This window comes from Aliiroseovarius sp. CAU 1755, from assembly GCF_054482655.1.
In genome coordinates this window covers 1,115,469-1,133,302 of the sequence record NZ_JBTLRH010000001.1, presented here as the reverse complement: position 1 = coordinate 1,133,302, position 17,834 = coordinate 1,115,469, and the positions used below count along the sequence as shown (strand labels likewise).

Here is a 17,834-nt window from a genome sequence, read left to right as displayed (position 1 = left end):
CTATGCTTTCATTCTCGAATTGGTCTTCTTCAAATCCTTGGTGGTCATCTTGACATACATCTCGAACAGCTTCTCCAGCCGTTCGGTGTCATTGCGGAAACGGCGACCGATATATATGCGCTCCAGAACTTCGTCGTTGCGGGCGTGCGCAGCACGCAGATCGGCAGGCATCTTTTCGGGATCGTACAGATCGGCGATGGTCGCAGGAAAATGCGCCTCGCGTGCCAGAAGGATGTCTTCGGCGCAGCGGGTCAGGTCGGCCTTGTTCTTCTCGGTCAGCTTGGGGACGGGGAACGTGTTCCAACCGAGGGTATTTGAAAAACGGAAATCCGTCTTGATCTTCCCGCAAATGGTGCCGATCCAGATCACTGAAAGTCGAGAGATGAAAACTGAAATATTCCAAAGGGGAGGATCGTAGAAGGAAAAAGCCCCGTTGCTTACAATCGCTCCCACGGGCAATACAGCCACCGGGTAGAACTCTCTCGTAGCCGAAGAGTGCATCGGAACCTGAAAGACTTGCTCTAAGCCAGTTTGGCGTACCTGTTGAAATTCGTATGGAGTGGCTTGGCCCTTCTTTGTTAGGGCTTTCGTGCTCTTGCCCCTCATTTCGGATACAATCTTAAACTGTCTCGCATACTCTGGAATTAGTTTCAGAGTCTCATAGTCTCGCGCAGTAGCCCAAATACAGTAACGGCCAAGCCCGTGCGTTGCATCATGCGCGCCAAAATAGTGCCGAATGAAGCCAGAATGCTCTGGGGCGGCTCTCTTCATTTCAGTCGCGACGTCAACGTCAAATACCAGACCTCCGCCATCAACTGGTTTGCTACCGTTCACAACGGGAGCCATACCATTTTGAGGTTTCATCTCGTTCTTCACGTAAACATCTTTATAGGGGACCAAGTAGGCGTTGATATTATCAACTTCGCGGACAATTCCATCTTCGCCATCAAACAGACGCGCAGAGGACGGGTTACGTGCTATTCCCACGATACAAACGGAAACACCGGCGTTTTTGCTGGCTAAGTTGGCCCACCTGAACGACGTAACTGCGAAGAATATCTTCACTCCATCAGATATGCACTGCGGCCAAAATCGGAAAACCTGCTCCCCTTGGCATATCGAGTTTGTTGTAACAAACGCCGCCGATGCATCACAACTATCCAGAAAAACCCGTGCCTTCTGGAAGAATCCCAGAATGTAATCAAACGATTTCCAAGTTGGAAACCCTTCGCCAAAAATGGCTTCCATGTCGGATTTCTGGGGCTTGTCTTGCTCCGTTCCACCTTTGTAAGGCGGGTTCCCGCAAATATAAGTCTCACCACCTTCATTCTCGAAGTCGATCTGTGCTTGGTCGAGCGGCGAGTGGAAAAGGTCGTCGGCATGGTGCTTCACACCCGTGCCCGTGGGGGGACAGATGCTTAGCCAATCGAGCCGCAGGGCGTTGCCGCAGGTAATCCAGTTCTGGGCATCAAGCGGCAGAAACTCAGCAAGCGCTTCCTTCTGCCCACGATAGGTCACATCGCACTGGTATTCGGCAATGATCAGCGCCAGTCGTGCGATCTCCGCAGGGAAGTCCCGCAACTCGATCCCTCGGAAGTTGGTAATCGGGATTTCCGTTCGCCGGTCAGCCTCATCTCGCCTTTCGTTGATCTCAGCCTCAATTGCCCGCAATTCCTTGTAAGCGATAACAAGGAAATTGCCCGATCCACAGGCTGGATCGAAGACCCTGATCTTGGCGATGCGGTTGCGCAGGTTCAGAAGTTTGCGGTGATTTTCGCCAGCTTCGTCCAGTTTTTCATGCAGATCATCGAGAAAAAGCGGATTGAGCACCTTCAGGATGTTCGGCACGGATGTGTAATGCATGCCAAGCGCGCCGCGTTCCTCATCATCCGCCACGGCCTGGATCATCGAGCCAAAGATGTCAGGGTTGATCTTCGTCCAGTCGAGGCTGCCGATGTGGATCAGGTAAGACCGTGCGATCTTGCTGAAGCGAGGCACGTCTGTAGTACCCGAGAAGAGCCCGCCGTTCACATAGGGAAAGATGTTCGCCCAACGGGCAATTCCAGCACTAGCGCGATCCTCTGTCTTGGTGTTCATGGCGCGGAACAGTTCGCTAATTACCTCGTGGGAGTTCGATGAGTCCCGCTCGCTCATCTGATCGATTGTATTGGTGAACTGATCTCCGCTCGCGAATATGTCGGTGTCTTCGGCGAAGAAGCAGAAGATCAGGCGCGCCATGAAGTGGTTCATGTCGTGGCGGCGTTCGGCCGTGCCCCATTCGGGGTTGTCCTTCAGAAGCTCGACGTAGAGGCGATTCAGGCGACCTGTCGCCTTGATGTCGAATGAGCTCTCACGGATTTGCTTGACGGTGCTGATACCCGCGAGCGGCAAAAAGAAGCCGAAATGATCGGGAAATTCGCCATACTCACAGGCGATTGGGGGCACGTCGGTAGACAGATCTTCCGCTTCCAGCATCTGACCATCGGTTGCCAGAATGAACTTTGCTTTGAACTTGGTCGTTGCGGGGCTCTCACGCAAAGCATCAAGTGTGGCTTTGACCTCGCCCTCGGGACAGACCTTGATGTGCAGGTGGTTGCGCTGAAGCAGGCCTCCAACATCAGACTTGTTCGTTTGGCCACTGCGCAAGCGCTTGATCTCGGTGGCTTTGCGGCCAAAAGCCTCTAAGAAAGCATACGGAAACTCATCCATGTCGAACGGCTGCTCAGCAAGCGCGGAAATGGCTTCTTCAATCTCAACAGCGTTCACTTGGGGCCTGCCTCTTGTTGTTTGGCTGCGGGCGCATTCTGATCAGAGCTGGTCTCCGCCCGTGCCGCCACATAGCTTCGCATGAACTCGCGGAGAACCTGCGCTGCGGGCTTGTCATCCTCCCGGCAGGCGTTGAGAAACTGCTCGCGTAGCTCCCGGTCGATTCTTATGCGCAGACCTGCGTCCTTCATGCGCAAAGTGTAGCCAATGGATACACGCTTGTGTAGTGGGTTTAGTCGATTGGCACACAATGGATTGTGGCTGCGGAAGTGGATTTGCCACAAACTCGCCACAAGGAAATTCAGAGCGATTCAGAGAATGGCGGATTTCTGCGGATTACAGCGGGCTGGGTATTTGTGGCAATAACGACCCCGAAGGGCCGTTTCTTGTCGTAACTATCGCCTAAGCCATTGAAAATAAAGTGGTCGGAGTGGAGGGATTCGAACCCCCGGCCCTCTGCTCCCAAAGCAATAAAAGTCGCAGATTTCTGAGGGTCTTAGAGTTCTTTTGCCACAGACTTGTCACAACGCCCATCATCCAAGTAACCGAGTATACCACCATCCCCTTCTAACTCATCAGTTTCTTTTCGTCTGATGATGTGTCCGTACACATCAAATGTCATTTTAATGGTTTCATGCCCCATTACAGTTTGAATGTATTTCAAGCTCTTATTTTGTTCGATGAGCATGGACGCAAAAAAGTGCCGCAATGAATAAGGCGTATAACGACGAGCAATCTTCGTCGAATTCCCCGTTTTCTCTTCCAGCGCCATGCCAGCCTCATCCATCAACCTATGGAATCCGCGCCGTACATACACATTGTAGCGTTGAAAACCGCAATCGCGGCGCGTTGGGAACACAAATTCCGAGTCATTTCCATGCCTTGAGATATGATGACGGACCATATCGAGTGACGTGTCGCTGACCGGTATATAGCGCCGTCCTGCTCTTGTTTTCGGCGGACCAATACAATTGCTGCGGTCTAGCGCCTGAACAATGTGAACCCCACGCTCATCTATCGCAGAGACTGGCAGCACAAGATACTCTTGGGGCCGCATTCCGCTATCGGCGGCAAGATAGATCATTGGCCGGTATCGTTCCCAAGCGGCGGCAACTTCGTTGTTTTTTGAGTTAGCCAACCGGTCAGCCGCTCGCAGGATTTCCTGCATCTCGTTGATTGAAGGAATTCTTACTGGTTCCTTGTGCCGGGAGTTTTTTCGGATAGTCACATGCTGGCCAGGGTCATCATGTATTATGCCCCGCCTGCGCATCTCGATCAGCACAGAGTGAAACGATGAAAGAACTTTCTGGCCCTGATCCGTGCTGCAAGTGCGCTTGAGCCATGACCGAAAGGCGATGATGTCAGGCTCCTTGAGCTCATGCAGAGCACAGCCCCACCCAAAGGATTTCATGGTTCGCGCGCGCCACCGATAGTTCTCCAGCGTCGAAGGTGAGACGGGGTCTCGTTCGTCGCGCCCCTCCTTCTCGCATATATCAAGCCACATTTCGATTGCCTGGGGCACGGTTCGGACTTCGCTATGCCGAGACAGGGCATTGGGCTCACTCGTTCGCCCGCTTTCAAGAAACGCGCGCGCTTCTTTCAAGCTGCTGAAGGTCTTGTAGGCATAGCCTGCTTTGGTCGCGCTGCTCGGGTAACGGACCTGGTATGTGATGCCTTTTGCACCTATTCTTTTTCTTATATCTGACACTGCTCAATCACTCTCTAAAATATAGTTTCTCCATCAATTTCAATGCGATCTGACAAGCTATCAGAACTTGCAGCTGTTTTCAGCATCTATCTGCGCTTGGCGGTAGATACGCACAAGAGAGCCCTTTTCGATCTTCAGCTTGCCCTCGATGGGATCGATGAAGAACGGCAGCTTGCGCTTTCCGCTTGCATCCTTCTCGGCAGCGCGTTTGATCTGGCGATCATTTAAGTCAACACCCATCTCAGCGAGCACTTGGCGCGCCTGATTGAGCCCAATGTAAGTTGGTATGGTCATGACCGGGTCACTCCTTTCCGGTCCGCTATGATCCGCTTTGCTCTGGCTCTACAGATCGTAGTCCTTGCAGATCGGGCGCAGATGATACGTATCCATAAGATGAATGCGCCCTCCGCCCGGCCTTCGCAGCTTCACTTCGCGGCCATATTCATCCACCGGATAGATTTTTAACCGTGCCGGTCTGACATACTGAATATTGTAGAGGTCTTTGAGGATATTGAGGTCTTCGATGAGTGCGTGCTTTAACTCGTCAACGGTAATGCTACCGAGTTTGTTGTAGGTCACAGTCAGCCCTGTCGGCTCGAATGAGCCGTTGCGGGTACCCATAGCGGTCTTTCAATTTGGTTAACAAATGTGCTGTACATAACAGCACCCTATAATTTCATTTTATCAATTCTCGGTTGCGCTCGTCAAATTCTGCAATTCTCTACATCCGTTACTGGAAGCGGGTTTTCGGCGATTTAGGTGTACTAAACCGCAAGCAAATCAGCCCTTATTCTCAACTGCACCGCATACATATGGCCTGCGTTCTTTTTGTTCCTGTCTTCTCCCCTTTTTGTCCTGTTCGGTCTGCCGCCCATCAGCGGTCCTTTCCCTGCTGATGATGTGTGGGGCGGGCAAGAAAGGCCGTGATGGGCACGGCCTCCAGAACAAAGGAGAGGATCATGAAACATGTCTTCACACAGGCCGCCTTGCAGCGTCGCAGCATCAGCGAACTTCGCGCACTGTTTGCGAGCGTCCAGCACGATCTCGTGCGCACCGATGCCGGTTCCGTTGAACGGAGACAGGCTCTTACCAGCCTTGATACGATCAGCCGCGAGATTGCGCGCAAAATGAGCGCGGGTCCGCGCCTCTAACCGCTGCCCCATGATCATCAATTGGTCATGGGGTTTTTTCTGCCTGCCATTTTCTGTCCGTGACCAGCTCGTGAGCTTCAATGAAGGTGGGTCTCATAACATTTCTTCGTCATGCAGCCTGCAAAGCATCATACGCTCCCTTTCATGCCGCGCGGCTTAAGCCGCCGCGAGGCGGCGTACTATGTCGGCGTGTCTCCGTCTTTCTTTGATATTTTGGTCAAAGATGGGCGCATGCCCGCGCCCAAACGCATTAATAGCCGCGTGCTCTGGGACCGCATGACTCTTGACGAAGCCTTCGATGCGTTGCCTGATATGGAATCCCAAACTGCGAACCCCTGGGATGAAGGGGAATAGTTATGGCCAAAATCAGGTTGCGTGACGGACTCGGCGAAGTACGGCTCAAGTACTTGAGCGAGGATACGGACAGGCACGGCAATGTCCGCATTTATGTGCGCAGGCTCGGTCACAAAAAAATCCGGCTCAAAGAAACACCCGGTACTCCGGCCTTTCTTGATGAGTATTATGCCGCCATCAACAACAAGCAGAGCACTACGCCTCCCAAGGCGGCGGGTCGAGATGCGATGGAGAACGGATCGCTGCGCTGGCTCTGCGTGCAATATTTCGGCTCCGCGCCTTATCGAGAGCTCGGTGAGCGCACGCGCTATGTGCGAAAGAGCCTGCTGGATCGCATTTGCGAAAAGGATGGAGAAAAGCCCTATGCGATGATGGAGCCGCGCCATGTACGGGCGCGCCGGGATCAGAATGCGGATCGTCCTGAAGCGGCGAATGCGATGGTGAAGGCGCTGCGGCAACTCTTCAACTTCGCCATCGAGTATGATCTCGTCACACGCAATCCAGCCAAGGATGTGCCGTATCTGAAATCTCACTCAGAAGGCTTTCACAGCTGGAGCATGGATGAGCTTACCAAATTCGAAGACCAGCATCCTGTCGGTAGCAAGGCGCGGCTAGCGCTTGCGCTGCTTCTTTATACAGGGCAGCGCCGTTCGGACATCGTTCGGCTTGGCCCGCAGCATGTTAAAGATGGCTGGCTGAGTTTCACGCAAGCCAAGAACCGTGCGCGCAAGCCTGTTACGCTTTCGATCCCTGTTCTGCCCGAGCTGCAATCTATCATTGATCAGACTTCGACCGGGAATCTTGCTTTCCTGACGACCGCTTTTGGCAAGCCATTTACGTCAAACGGCTTCGGCAACTGGTTCCGAAAGCGCTGCGATGAGGCAGGCCTGCCGAACTGCTCGGCCCATGGCCTTCGCAAGGCCGGTGCAGCGCTTGCTGCTGAGAACGGCGCCACCGAACGCCAGCTCATGGCGATTTTCGGCTGGTCCACGATGAAAGAGGCTTCACGCTACACGAAGGCAGCGCGCCAGAAAGTGTTGGCCGGATCGGGAATGAAACATCTGTCCCGGAGCGAATAAAGATGAAGGGCCTATGTTATCCTCACCAGCCCATCGATGCGCTTCATTATGTCTTCCTTGGCCTGTTCTGTGGAAACTGAGGCTTCGAAAGTGACGAAACATACGGCGGTGACTTCACGGTTCGGCTTTATGAAAAGGTTGTCGAATTTTAACGACTCAACGTAGGGTACCGAGAGCGGAATGAGTTGCTCAACCCGCTCCACAAGTTCTGCGTCAAATCTAACAAACTGCACCGGAAACGACATCCTCGCGCGTACTACATTGTCGTGAATCCACTGGGTTAGGTAATTTTCTGCAAGGAAGCGAAAACGCTTCTTTGATAGTGGGTAGGTTTTTTTGGAAAACGCGAGGCCGTGATGCTTTTTGAAGAAGGCTATGCTCGCATCGTTGCGAAGCAAAGCATAGCTATAGCCCTCAACTGAATCATCGACACGACGAAGCCTGTCGTCGAAAACTATAGTTCCACGCTCTTCTGACTGAATAAAACCAATGCGGACTTCGACCTCATCTCTGTCCTTGACTGGTAGGGTAATCCCAATCAAACGACTTTTGTCAACGGCATCATGGATTTGGCGGGATGCCCATTCGTAAGCTTGAACAGCGGCGTGTGTCGCCGCAACCCCCTCCTGTAGGTCCTCTTGCTTAAAGACCTCTGAAATACTACGCAATGCACTCTCTAAGCTAGCAGGCGTCGCCTCGGATTTTATATCCGCGTTGAGCGAAGTTAACCCGGCTACAATTTGATTTCGGGATTCTTCGGCACCCTCTTGGAGTTGAATATTCGCATAGGTCAGTTTCGGTTGAGACAAGGCACGTGCCATGAAGGATAAGAAGAAGCCAGCAGGGAGCGTTCGATACTTAAGTAGGTCTGAAAAATCGATTTCTTGATCCGCGAGGTACTTCGCGAACCCAAAAAACGTAAAATGCACTCCTACCTGAAGAACCTGCATCATCTCGTCATGCTTTTCCGAAGATGAGTATTCGAGGTTCAAACCGCTGGAAGATGCATACTCCAGGAACTCAGAGACATGCTCGTTTCGTAGGTGTGACGGGAGGTCCGTGACCACCGCGTTGTTTCCTGCTGGGTGAGATACACCTGGCCCAAAAAGCAGATGCAATCCATAGATCACGCAATCCTCAGGCAGTTCCCGTTTTATTAGGCTATTTGTTTCGTTTTGAACGGAACAAAAGTTTACGATCTGCGCTCGCCCTCGGATGTGCCGACGCAGGCAACTCAACAATCCATCGAGTTTAGACACCGGCACGGAGAGGATAACGACGTCGTCATCAGAGATGTCCTCTGGGAAATCGTCAATGAAACCATCCTTGTATTCTATCGTCCGCCAATAAAAGTCGCTCCTCGGTTCCATTGTCTTCGGCGGAGCAACGTCACAGATATGAACTTCGTATCGATCTAAGTGCTTCGAAAGGACCTTTCTTGCGAACCAATTGCCGATTCCTCGCACGCCACCAAAGACGAAAACTCGTGACTTTTTTGTCTCCATTTCCATACCCACTGTGCCCAAACCGCCTTGTTTCTAAACGATCTTCAGAGATAGATGATTTGTCTTCATTCGCCAATCTTTACCTGCAAGCCGCAGATCGGCGGTTATCTTCCCGGCTCGTCCAGGGAACGCCAAGGACGCAATTTGGATCGAAGCAGGAACAAAATTGTCCCACTTTTTCCACCCGCACATGGCGGTGGGACAAAAATCCAATCTAAGCCGTTGATATCATTCAACCTGGAAGACGTAGTGGTGCCCGGGGGCGGAATCGAACCACCGACACGAGGATTTTCAATCCACTGCTCTACCCCTGAGCTACCCGGGCACGGGTGAACGTTTCTTCGTTCGGGTGGCGGGTTTGTAGACGGGGGGGTAGATGGTGTCCAGAGGTAAAATGCAGGTTTCTCAGTGCGAGCGATCAGTTTCTTCGCGCGGCTCTTTGGCAAGCGCGTCTGCAGCGTCCTCGAGGTCCTCGGGTGCTTCGGACGGAACTGCATAAGAGCCATTGAACCAACGCCCAAGATCCACATCCGCACAGCGCCGGGAACAGAAGGGTCGGTAGGTTGCGACGGTCGGTTTCTTACAAATCGGGCAGCTCATTCAAGACCCTCCAGACAGGCGCGCAGGCTCATACGTTCGCGTTTGCGCTGCAACTCGAAATGCCCAAGCGTCGTCCACCCGACAAGTGACGTTTCGATCCCATCGGCCCGGAACGCGGTGCGCAGAACCTGCTCGATTTGGCGGCGATCCTTTTTCGGGCTTGGGGCAAAATCAACGACAATCTGGCCACCCAACCCGCGGCACCTGAGGGCACGCGGCAGCGCGCGGGCCGCGGCGATGTTGGCCTTGAGCCCTGCGGCCGGGCTTGTATCGCCGCCGGTGTTCACATCGACGGCAACCAAAGCGCGGGTCGGCTCGACAAAGGCACTGGCGCCACCAGACAGCGCGACACGCGCGCGACGGGCCTCTTGGATCATGTCGACGATGCCGTGGCGGTCAAACGAGCCCTCAGCACTGTCCAACTGGTCTGGTTTCGGCCATTCCCGCCAGGCGTGAAGATGTGCATCCGCACCGTCGAGCAATAGTTCCGGGTTCTGACCGTCGCCATCGCCACGCACGACACGCGCCAAGTCGAGCATCTGCGCGATGTCATCTGCAATCTCGTCGTCTGTGCCGGTCGTCGCGACGGACCGCAAGATCAAGCCTTCATCCGCGCCCTCCATCACCTCATGTGCGATTTCCAGCAGGCGCACGCGTTCGTCATCATCCCGGATTGAGCGGCTGACATTGAGGCCGGGCGCGTCAGGCGTCACAATTGCAAACCGGCTTTTGAACAACAGTTTCTGGGTCACAGGAACGGCTTTCCCGTCTTCGGCAAACCCCGTCACCTGCACCAGAATAGGTTGACCCGGCTTCAGCCCCTTGCCTTGCCGCAAAAACCCTGTTTCGCCGTCTGGCAAGCGCAACATCATGCCGCCCTGCCCTTTCAGCGGGCGATCGCAGATGGCGCGATAGGTGGCCCCCGGAAGCACCAACCCTGCAGGCGGTTCGATCAGAAGATCCTCCAGTTGGCCATCGACGACAAGCGCGGCCGCCATGCGCCCCTTGTAATGGTCAAGCGCAATCACGCTGCCCTTCATGATCTGTCTCCATATAGCGGGTATCCGGCGGCCATCAAAAGTGAGGCTGTTTCGGCAACTGGCAGCCCGACAACGGCCGTATAGCTGCCCTGCAGCCAGGTGACGAACGCACCGGCTGGTCCCTGTATGGCATAGCCACCAGCCTTGCCGCGCCAGTCGTTCGAGGCGAGATAGGCGTTCAGTTCTGTATCAGACAGGCGCTTGAATTTGACGGTGGTCACAACATCGCGCGCCCATGTCTGTTGCGCAGTGCGCACCACGACCGAGGTGATCACGCGATGGCGACGACCTGACAGCGCCAGCAGAAACTCTGCCGCCTGCCCTGCGTCTTCGGGCTTGCCCATGATCCGACGGCCCAGCGCGACCGTTGTGTCGGCGCACAACACAACCTCGTCCGCCGCCACATCCATAGCGGCCGCCTTCGCAGCGGCGATCCGGCGGCAGTAGGCCAACGGCAACTCACCCTTCAGCGGTGTTTCGTCCACATCCGGTAGCCGCACGCCGTCTGCAACAAGGCCGAGCTGCGCCAGCAACTCGGCCCGTCTTGGGCTGCCTGAACCCAGAATCAGCTTGGGGCGCGTCATGCGCGTGCCCGCTTATTTGAAGCGGTAGTTGATCCGACCCTTGGTCAGATCATAGGGGGTCATTTCGACCTGAACCTTGTCGCCAGCCAGAACACGGATGCGGTTCTTTCGCATCTTGCCTGCCGTATGCGCGATGATCGTATGGCCGTTTTCCAGCTCGACCAGGAATGTCGCATTCGGCAGGAGTTCCTTCACGACACCGGGGAATTCGAGCAGTTCTTCCTTGGCCATGTTCACTCCTGTGTTTTCACTCACCAACCGTGAGCGCCCCCTAAATGGGGCCAAACTTTCAGTTTTTCAAGGGAAATCCGGCCCGGGTCTGCATTAGCTGTCGGTTTCACCGCGTTCAATGCGCGGTGGGCCAAAACGGGCAAGGATCTGGTCGCGGATCTGGTCGCGCGTCTGACGATAAGCGGCAAGCTTTTCTTCGCGGCGAGTGCCAAGGCCCGTGGGGTCGAGGATCGGCCAGTATTCGACCTCCAGATGGAAGACCCGCGTCAACTCCAAGGCGCGGCGTTGACTGGCCGGAGACAGGGCGATCACAAGATCGAAACTGGACAGATCATCGCCCCATTGTTCCATCTGGTCGAAGCTTCGCACCCTGTGGGCGGACAATTGCACACCCATTTCGGCGCAGACCGTGATGGAAAAACCGTCGATCTCAAGCTCGCTGTGGACGCCAGCGGACTGGACATAGATCTCGTGCCCGTAAAAGGCTTTCATCATCCCCTCGGCCATTGGCGAACGCACGGCGTTGTGGTCGCAGCAAAACAGCACAGATTGGGGAAGATCCGAACCCATCTTACCCCCAGTGAAGGACACAGATCAGGGTGAACAGGCGACGCGCCGTGTCGATGTCGATATTGGCTTTGCCCTCAAGCCGTTCCTGCAATATTCGCGCGCCTTCATTGTGGATACCGCGCCGCCCCATATCGATGGCTTCGATCTGGCTGGGCGGCAGTTTTTTGACCGCTTCGAAATAGCTTTCGCAGATCGCAAAATAGTCCTTCACGACCTGACGGAAGGGTCCAAGCGACAGGTGGAATTCCGCCGCTGGGTCGCCCGTTTCCGTCTTGGCATCCACGACAAGCCGCTTTTCGCGGATCGCAAGCGCCAGATGATACGGCCCATCGGGCGGGGTCAGACCATCGCGGGGCGCCAGTTGAAAGCTGTTGTCTTCCAGCAGGTCGAAAATGGCAACCTTGCGCTCTTGCTCGATCGCGGGGGTCGGCGCGGCAAGACCGGTGTCGTCGATCTGGATGTCGGTAATGCGGTTTGTGGTCATTGGGGCACTCTGCGGGTCAATCGTTCAAGGCGTCAAGCCGCACACGAACGGACAGGCCGTGGGCTTCAAGACTTTCGGAAATAGCAAGCGTTTCGGCAGCGGCGCCGATGGTGGACAGGGCGGCAGGGGTCATCCGGGACAGCGTGGTGCGTTTCAGGAAATCCATCACCGACAGGCCAGAGCTGAATCGCGCAGACCGTGCGGTGGGTAAGACGTGGTTGGGGCCGCCGACATAATCGCCAATGGCTTCGGGTGTCCATTGGCCAAGAAAAATTGCGCCTGCATGGACACATTTGTCAGACAGCGCATCAGCGTCGGCCACACAAAGCTCAAGATGCTCCGGCGCAATGCGGTTGGACAGGGCGGCGGCCTCGTCCAGATCGGCAACCGTGATCACGGCCCCAAAATCGCGCCAACTAGCACCCGCGATCTCGCGCCGTTCCAGCGTTTCAAGCCGTGCGTCCACTGCGGCGGCCACCCTGCGCCCGAAGGCTTCGTCTGTGGTGATCAGCAAAGACTGCGCGCTTTCGTCATGTTCGGCCTGGCTCATCAGGTCCAGCGCCAGCCAATCGGGGTCGTTGTCACTGTCGGCAATCACCAGAATTTCCGACGGGCCCGCGATCATGTCGATGCCCACTTTACCGAACACCCGGCGCTTGGCGGCAGCGACAAAGGCGTTGCCCGGCCCGGTGATCTTGTCGACCGGCGCGATGGTGTCGGTGCCATAAGCCAGCGCGGCGATAGCCTGCGCGCCACCAATGCGATAAACCTCATCCACACCAGCAATCCGCGCGGCCAGAAGCACCAGTGGGTTGGCAACCCCATCAGGCGTCGGCACAGTGATCGCAAGGCGTTCGACTCCCGCCACCTTGGCCGGGATGGCGTTCATCAGGACCGAGGAGGGATAGCTGGCCAGCCCACCGGGCACATATAGCCCTGCCGCTGACACTGGCGACCAGCGCCAGCCAAGCTCGGCCCCCGCATCATCCGTCCAGCGTTGATCTTGCGGCATTTGGCGGGCGTGGTAGGCGCGGATGCGATCTGCGGCCAGCTCCAGCGCCGCACGGTCGGCGTCCGACACTTTGGCGCATTCGGCTTCGATTTCTTCGGGTGAATACCGCAAAGTTTCAGGCGTCAGCTCCAGCCGATCGAATTTCGACGTCAGCTCGATCACCGCCGCATCACCACGTGCGCGCACGTCTGCGATGATGCCGGCAACGATGTCATCCACCTCGGGGCTGTCTTCACGTTTCATGGACAGAAGCGCGGTGAAGCGCGCCTCGAAATCGGCATCAGACGAGTTCAGAAACTGAGGCATGAGCTATTCCGGATGCGAGGGTGATTTATGTGATGGGGCGATATAGGGGCGGGTCACATCCTGAAGCGTGACATCGAGCGTCTCGACCTCAAGCGCGATCGCGCCATCACCGGCCAATACAAGCTCAAGGCGCCCCATGCCGTCTTCTCCGGGGATGAAGGACAAGGACAAAAGCGACAATATCGTATCGCTGTCCCCCTTCGGGACACCTTGGCTTTGCACTTTTAGAACATCCGAGACGGACAGCACCGATTGCACGCGTTCGACGGGCCGACCACGCAATATCGCGTTGTCCTTGTCTTCCCATCGGAACCGATTCAGCAAAGCCGCAAAACGCCGGCGCGAAGCATCCCAAGTGATTTCGGACGCTGGAAACACCGCATCCTGCACCAAGGCGCTCATCACTGTCAGATCGTCCACGTCCAGCGCCTTTAGCCGAAGGGCGGCTTCGCCTGCATCTTCAAACTTGGCATCGTCCGAAGAGGTGTTCATGCCTTGATCCGTTCGATCTTGGCGCCGATCGAGGACAGCTTGCGCACAACTTTTTCGTAGCCACGATCAAGGTGATAGACGCGGCTGACCACGGTTTCACCTTCGGCAGCCATGCCCGCAAGGATCAACGAGACCGACGCGCGCAGATCGGTGGCCATCACTGGCGCCCCTTTCAGCCGATTCACGCCATGCACTGTGGCCGTGCCACCGTGAACCTCGATATCTGCGCCCATCCGGATCAGTTCCGGCGCGTGCATATAGCGGTTTTCAAAAATCTTCTCTTCCAGCACGCTGGTGCCGTCTGCCGTGCAGAGCATCGCCATCATCTGGGCCTGCAAGTCGGTCGGGAAGCCGGGAAACGGTTCCGTCGTCACATCAACGGCGCGCACGCGACCGTTCTTGCGCGACACTTTCAGGCCACGATCGGTTTCTTCCACCTGAATGCCACAAGCATCCAGCTTTTCGGCAAAGGCTTGGACCAGTTCAAGCCGGCCGCCAAGGCATTCCACCTCGCCGCCTGCAATTGCCGGGGCCAGCATATAGGTGCCAAGTTCGATCCGGTCGGTGACCACCGGGTGGGTCGCCCCATGCAAACGATCGACACCCTGAATGACGATCTCAGAGGTGCCATCGCCTTCGATCTGGGCCCCCATCTTGCGCAGACAATCGGCCAGATCGACGATCTCGGGTTCGCGCGCGGCGTTGCGGATGACGGTTGTTCCCTTCGCGAGGGTCGACGCCATGAGGATGTTTTCGGTCGCGCCAACGGAGGCAAAGGCCAGCTCAATCTCGGCCCCTTTCAGCCCACGCGGGGCCTTGGCGTGCAGGTAGCCGTCTTTCAGCTCGATCTGGGCGCCCAGCTTTTCCAGCCCGTGGATGTGCAAATCCATCGGGCGGGCGCCGATGGCACAGCCACCGGGCAACGACACGACCGCGTGCCCAAGGCGCGCCAACATCGGGCCAAGCACCAAGTTCGACGCGCGCATCTTGCGCACGATCTCGTAATCCGCGACGTGGTTGTTGATGTCGTGCGAAGACATCGCCAAGACCTGACCGTCCTGCATTGATGTCGCTTCCGCGCCCAACGAGCTTAGCAGCTCTGTCATCGTCTTGATATCCGACAGGCGCGGCGCATTGGTCAGCGTCAGCGGCTCTTCGGACAAGATCGTCGCGGGCATCAGCGTCAGACACGCGTTCTTCGCCCCGGCGATCGGTATTTCCCCATGCAGCTCACCACCGCCGGTCACAACTATCGAATCCATCTGCTCACCTATTCTTCCTGACTATCGCGCGCCCGAGGCGCCCCACCATTAGCGCGTGCGCGCGCCTGAGACTTACGTCTGGCCATATTGGCCTTCAGCGCCGCCTTCAACCGCTCATCTCGACCGGTCCCTTTATTCGAGGGTTTCTGGGGTGACTTTTTACGCTCCATGACACCCTCTGTAACGCAGGTTAAAAAAAGGGTCCAGAATGCGCTTGCGTCCAAAGCGGATTAGGGCTACTCAGCCGCCCACAACAGGTCGCTGCTGTAGCTCAGTGGTAGAGCGCACCCTTGGTAAGGGTGAGGTCGGGAGTTCAATCCTCCCCAGCAGCACCAGTATTTCAGTTTCCCCGCACGTTTTTCGCCCAATCTTCTGGATCGACGCCAGTTCCGGTTTTGACTTTCCGGCACCACGGGTTATCCGTCATGTGGACGTCAGGAACGCTGATTTTCGTCGCATCGCGACTTTTCGCGCGGAAATTTCCCCAAGGTTAAGCGACATAAGGTTGCACCCAAACCTTTTTCGCGCAATTTAGGGTTGAGTTTACCATTAGGGTCATCAAAATTCAGCCATGAGCCGGAATCACGCGATCGACGCGCTGCTTGAAGACTTGGACACGTTGGCCCCGGCGGGATACTTCGTCGGGCTGCACATCCGTTTTGCCGCGCCGCTTCTGACCTTCCAGACCTATCCTGCAAGCTGGACCGACTATTATACGCGCAACGCCTATGCGCTGCGTGACCCAATGATCGCCTGGGGAATTTCACGCACCGGCGCCACACGCTGGAGCGCCATCGACCTACCTGACCCCTTCCACATTATGGCAGAGGCCGGCCGACACGGATTGAACTTCGGGGTCTGTATCTCGTGTGGTGAAATCTCGTCGCGCACCGTGGCCGGGATCGCCCGGTCGGACCGCGAATTTACGGACGAAGAGATCGCCGCAATCAGCGGCATCGTGCTTCGCCTGCATCATGTCTCTCAGCCACCCGATACGTTGACGAACGCCGAGATCGAAGCGCTGCAAGTGCTGGCTTCGGGCGAACGCTACGCGAACGGGGCGGCTGTGCTCGGGATTTCGGAAAGCGCGTTGAAGGCGCGGCTGTCTTCGGCCCGAAAGAAGTTGTTCGCCCGCACCTCGGCCGAGGCCATTCAACGCGCCAAAGACTATCGCCTGATATAGCACCGGCTGTCGCCTGAGCGAACATCCCTTTTTTTCAACCAAACTGGAGGATGTCATGCAGACGACCACACTTTCTTTCGCCAATCTACACAACCATGGCGAGTTATTTGCTAATCTACTTCGCGCTAGACGGCAAAGTTTCATAGTTCAGAACCGCTGGGATTTGCCCGAAGCGCTGGGCATGGAGTTCGACCAATACGACACGCCCGCCAGCCGCTGGGTCGCGGTGCACGAATTCGGTCACATATTGGCCGGTATCCGGCTGACACCAACGACAGCGCGCTGTGGGATCTACACCTACATGATCCGCGACGCGCAGTTGGGGCTTTTGGACTCGATCCCATCCGACCTTCTGTATGAAGAGGCGCCGGTGGCCGAAAACATCTGGGAAAGCAGCCGTGTGTTTGTCGCCCATGACACACCCCAGCGGGTGCGCCGGCTGGTGCATGGCTATCTGATCGCCGAGATGACCAAATCCGCCCGTGATCTTGGCGCGACACGCGTGTTGGGTCTGATCCCGGCCAGCTGGCCGCGTTGGGCAAAACGCTGCGGGCTGGACGCGGCTGCTGCCGGTCGCGTGATGGAAATCGACGGGATCGACAATCAGGTCGTGTCCATCGACCTGAGCGGCAAGCTTCACTAGCCGCTCGACCAGCGTGCGAATGCGCGCTGCATTAGGCCAAAACACCAAGGTGAAAGAGCGTCAATCGGCGCTCTTTTGCTTGTCAGCGCGGCTCGCAGTGTCGTGATTGGTTGCCCTGTTTGATGAACTGATACGCTGGTGGTGAGGTATCAATTTCGCACTAGGCGCACATCCGCGCACGACCTTAAAAAACAGGGGCGTCGTCCCTATATGGTGAACCAGAGGCTGACATGTCTCGTATTCGGCTCATCTCAAAGAGAAAGGATCGGACCTATGTTAAAAAAACTCTCTATCACCACAGTCGCCAGCTTGCTGGCAGGGACAGCCGCCTTCGCGGGCAGCATGCAGCTCCCCGCTGAAGAACCGACCGTGGCCTATGCGGCGGCGCCAGCCGCCACCCCTGATTGGACCGGCGGCTATTTCGGTGCACAGATCGGCTATGCTGATGTAGGCACGTCCGTGGCCGGGCTTGAAGGCGACGGCGTCATTGGCGGTATCGTCGCGGGTTACGATTTTGACATGGGCAACTGGGTTGTCGGCGTTGGGATCGACTATGACTGGGCTGACGTTGATATCGCCGGGGCTGCCCAATTGGAAAACGTCCTGCGTGTGAAAGCACGGGGCGGTTACAAAATGGGTAACGGGCTGCTTTATGCAACCGGCGGCTATGCCAATGCCTCGACCGATACTTTGGGCGATAGCGATGGCTATTTCATCGGCGCTGGCTACGAACATCGCCTGACGAGCGCCTTCAATATTGGCGCAGAAGTCTTGTATCACGACTTCAGCGACTTCAACGGAAGCGGCATTGATGTGGACGCTACCACCATTCAGCTGCGCGCAACCTACCGGTTCTAAACCGGC

Annotated in this window: 21 protein-coding genes and 2 tRNA genes; 7 read left to right on the top strand and 16 right to left on the bottom strand. The window is 56.2% G+C overall.

All coding sequences use genetic code 11. The features are described from left to right. From ACXYMP_RS05655 to ACXYMP_RS05635, 5 genes are all read right to left on the bottom strand, one after another. Positions 1-2,766: a class I SAM-dependent DNA methyltransferase gene (locus tag ACXYMP_RS05655; protein WP_458904862.1), complete on the bottom strand. Its 2,766-nt coding sequence runs from the start codon at positions 2,764-2,766 to the stop codon at positions 1-3. Then, entirely contained in the window at positions 2,763-2,957 is a 195-nt protein-coding gene (locus ACXYMP_RS05650) for a hypothetical protein (protein WP_458904860.1), read from the bottom strand. Before ACXYMP_RS05650 ends, ACXYMP_RS05655 begins: the two co-directional genes overlap by 4 nt. A gap of 305 nt (positions 2,958-3,262) precedes the next feature. After that, entirely contained in the window at positions 3,263-4,474 is a 1,212-nt protein-coding gene (locus tag ACXYMP_RS05645) for a tyrosine-type recombinase/integrase (RefSeq protein WP_458904858.1), read from the bottom strand. A gap of 60 nt (positions 4,475-4,534) precedes the next feature. After that, a complete protein-coding gene (locus ACXYMP_RS05640; RefSeq protein WP_458904856.1) occupies positions 4,535-4,768 on the bottom strand; it encodes a hypothetical protein in 234 nt (77 codons plus the stop codon). A 48-nt stretch (positions 4,769-4,816) separates the two neighbouring features. Then, complete coding sequence (locus ACXYMP_RS05635) at positions 4,817-5,095, bottom strand: hypothetical protein (protein WP_458904854.1); 279 nt, start codon at positions 5,093-5,095, stop codon at positions 4,817-4,819. A 338-nt stretch (positions 5,096-5,433) separates the two neighbouring features. Between ACXYMP_RS05635 and ACXYMP_RS05630 the strand changes: the two genes are divergently transcribed. From ACXYMP_RS05630 to ACXYMP_RS05620, 3 genes are all read left to right on the top strand, one after another. Continuing rightward, entirely contained in the window at positions 5,434-5,625 is a 192-nt protein-coding gene (locus ACXYMP_RS05630) for a hypothetical protein (protein ID WP_458904852.1), read from the top strand. A 111-nt stretch (positions 5,626-5,736) separates the two neighbouring features. Further along, positions 5,737-5,979 (top strand): helix-turn-helix transcriptional regulator, encoded by a 243-nt coding sequence (locus tag ACXYMP_RS05625; RefSeq protein ID WP_458904850.1) that lies wholly within the window; start codon positions 5,737-5,739, stop codon positions 5,977-5,979. Between the two features lie 2 nt (positions 5,980-5,981). Beyond that, positions 5,982-7,058 carry a tyrosine-type recombinase/integrase gene (locus ACXYMP_RS05620; protein WP_458904848.1) on the top strand — a complete coding sequence of 359 codons (1,077 nt, stop codon included), beginning with the start codon at positions 5,982-5,984 and terminating at the stop codon, positions 7,056-7,058. Between the two features lie 11 nt (positions 7,059-7,069). Here ACXYMP_RS05620 and ACXYMP_RS05615 read toward each other — a convergent pair whose 3' ends face one another. The 11 genes from ACXYMP_RS05615 to murA form a co-directional block, all read right to left on the bottom strand. Continuing rightward, on the bottom strand, positions 7,070-8,569 hold the full coding sequence (locus ACXYMP_RS05615; protein ID WP_458904846.1) for a hypothetical protein: 1,500 nt from the start codon (positions 8,567-8,569) through the stop codon (positions 7,070-7,072). A gap of 244 nt (positions 8,570-8,813) precedes the next feature. Then, positions 8,814-8,888 (bottom strand) — tRNA-Phe (locus ACXYMP_RS05610). A gap of 80 nt (positions 8,889-8,968) precedes the next feature. Beyond that, entirely contained in the window at positions 8,969-9,163 is a 195-nt protein-coding gene (locus ACXYMP_RS05605; protein ID WP_298567660.1) for a DNA gyrase inhibitor YacG, read from the bottom strand. Continuing rightward, positions 9,160-10,203 carry a ribonuclease E/G gene (locus ACXYMP_RS05600; RefSeq protein ID WP_458904843.1) on the bottom strand — a complete coding sequence of 348 codons (1,044 nt, stop codon included), beginning with the start codon at positions 10,201-10,203 and terminating at the stop codon, positions 9,160-9,162. The genes ACXYMP_RS05605 and ACXYMP_RS05600 overlap by 4 nt, the downstream gene beginning before the upstream one ends. After that, positions 10,200-10,787, bottom strand: coding sequence for a Maf family protein (locus ACXYMP_RS05595; RefSeq protein WP_458904841.1), 588 nt, complete (start codon positions 10,785-10,787; stop codon positions 10,200-10,202). The genes ACXYMP_RS05600 and ACXYMP_RS05595 overlap by 4 nt, the downstream gene beginning before the upstream one ends. 12 nt (positions 10,788-10,799) lie before the next feature. Continuing rightward, a complete protein-coding gene (gene infA / locus ACXYMP_RS05590; protein ID WP_008186030.1) occupies positions 10,800-11,018 on the bottom strand; it encodes a translation initiation factor IF-1 in 219 nt (72 codons plus the stop codon). 93 nt (positions 11,019-11,111) lie between these two features. Further along, positions 11,112-11,588 (bottom strand): arsenate-mycothiol transferase ArsC, encoded by a 477-nt coding sequence (locus ACXYMP_RS05585; protein ID WP_298567669.1) that lies wholly within the window; start codon positions 11,586-11,588, stop codon positions 11,112-11,114. A 1-nt stretch (position 11,589) separates the two neighbouring features. Then, positions 11,590-12,072 carry a UPF0262 family protein gene (locus ACXYMP_RS05580; protein ID WP_458904837.1) on the bottom strand — a complete coding sequence of 161 codons (483 nt, stop codon included), beginning with the start codon at positions 12,070-12,072 and terminating at the stop codon, positions 11,590-11,592. A gap of 16 nt (positions 12,073-12,088) precedes the next feature. Further along, positions 12,089-13,390 (bottom strand): histidinol dehydrogenase, encoded by a 1,302-nt coding sequence (gene hisD / locus ACXYMP_RS05575; protein WP_458904835.1) that lies wholly within the window; start codon positions 13,388-13,390, stop codon positions 12,089-12,091. Between the two features lie 3 nt (positions 13,391-13,393). Then, positions 13,394-13,882 (bottom strand): DUF2948 family protein, encoded by a 489-nt coding sequence (locus ACXYMP_RS05570; protein ID WP_458904833.1) that lies wholly within the window; start codon positions 13,880-13,882, stop codon positions 13,394-13,396. Next, positions 13,879-15,144 (bottom strand): UDP-N-acetylglucosamine 1-carboxyvinyltransferase, encoded by a 1,266-nt coding sequence (gene murA, locus ACXYMP_RS05565; protein ID WP_298567678.1) that lies wholly within the window; start codon positions 15,142-15,144, stop codon positions 13,879-13,881. Before murA ends, ACXYMP_RS05570 begins: the two co-directional genes overlap by 4 nt. Before the next feature lie 260 nt (positions 15,145-15,404). Here murA and ACXYMP_RS05560 point away from each other — a divergent pair. The 4 genes from ACXYMP_RS05560 to ACXYMP_RS05545 all read left to right on the top strand — a co-directional run bounded on the left by ACXYMP_RS05560 (position 15,405) and on the right by ACXYMP_RS05545 (position 17,828). Then, a tRNA-Thr gene (locus ACXYMP_RS05560) sits at positions 15,405-15,479 on the top strand. A 236-nt stretch (positions 15,480-15,715) separates the two neighbouring features. Next, positions 15,716-16,327 carry an autoinducer binding domain-containing protein gene (locus ACXYMP_RS05555; RefSeq protein WP_298567681.1) on the top strand — a complete coding sequence of 204 codons (612 nt, stop codon included), beginning with the start codon at positions 15,716-15,718 and terminating at the stop codon, positions 16,325-16,327. Positions 16,328-16,382: 55 nt separating this feature from the next. After that, complete coding sequence (locus ACXYMP_RS05550) at positions 16,383-16,970, top strand: acyl-homoserine-lactone synthase (protein WP_298567684.1); 588 nt, start codon at positions 16,383-16,385, stop codon at positions 16,968-16,970. A gap of 273 nt (positions 16,971-17,243) precedes the next feature. After that, positions 17,244-17,828, top strand: a complete 585-nt coding sequence (locus ACXYMP_RS05545) for an outer membrane protein (RefSeq protein ID WP_298567687.1) — start codon at positions 17,244-17,246, stop codon at positions 17,826-17,828. Positions 17,829-17,834: the final 6 nt, after the last annotated feature.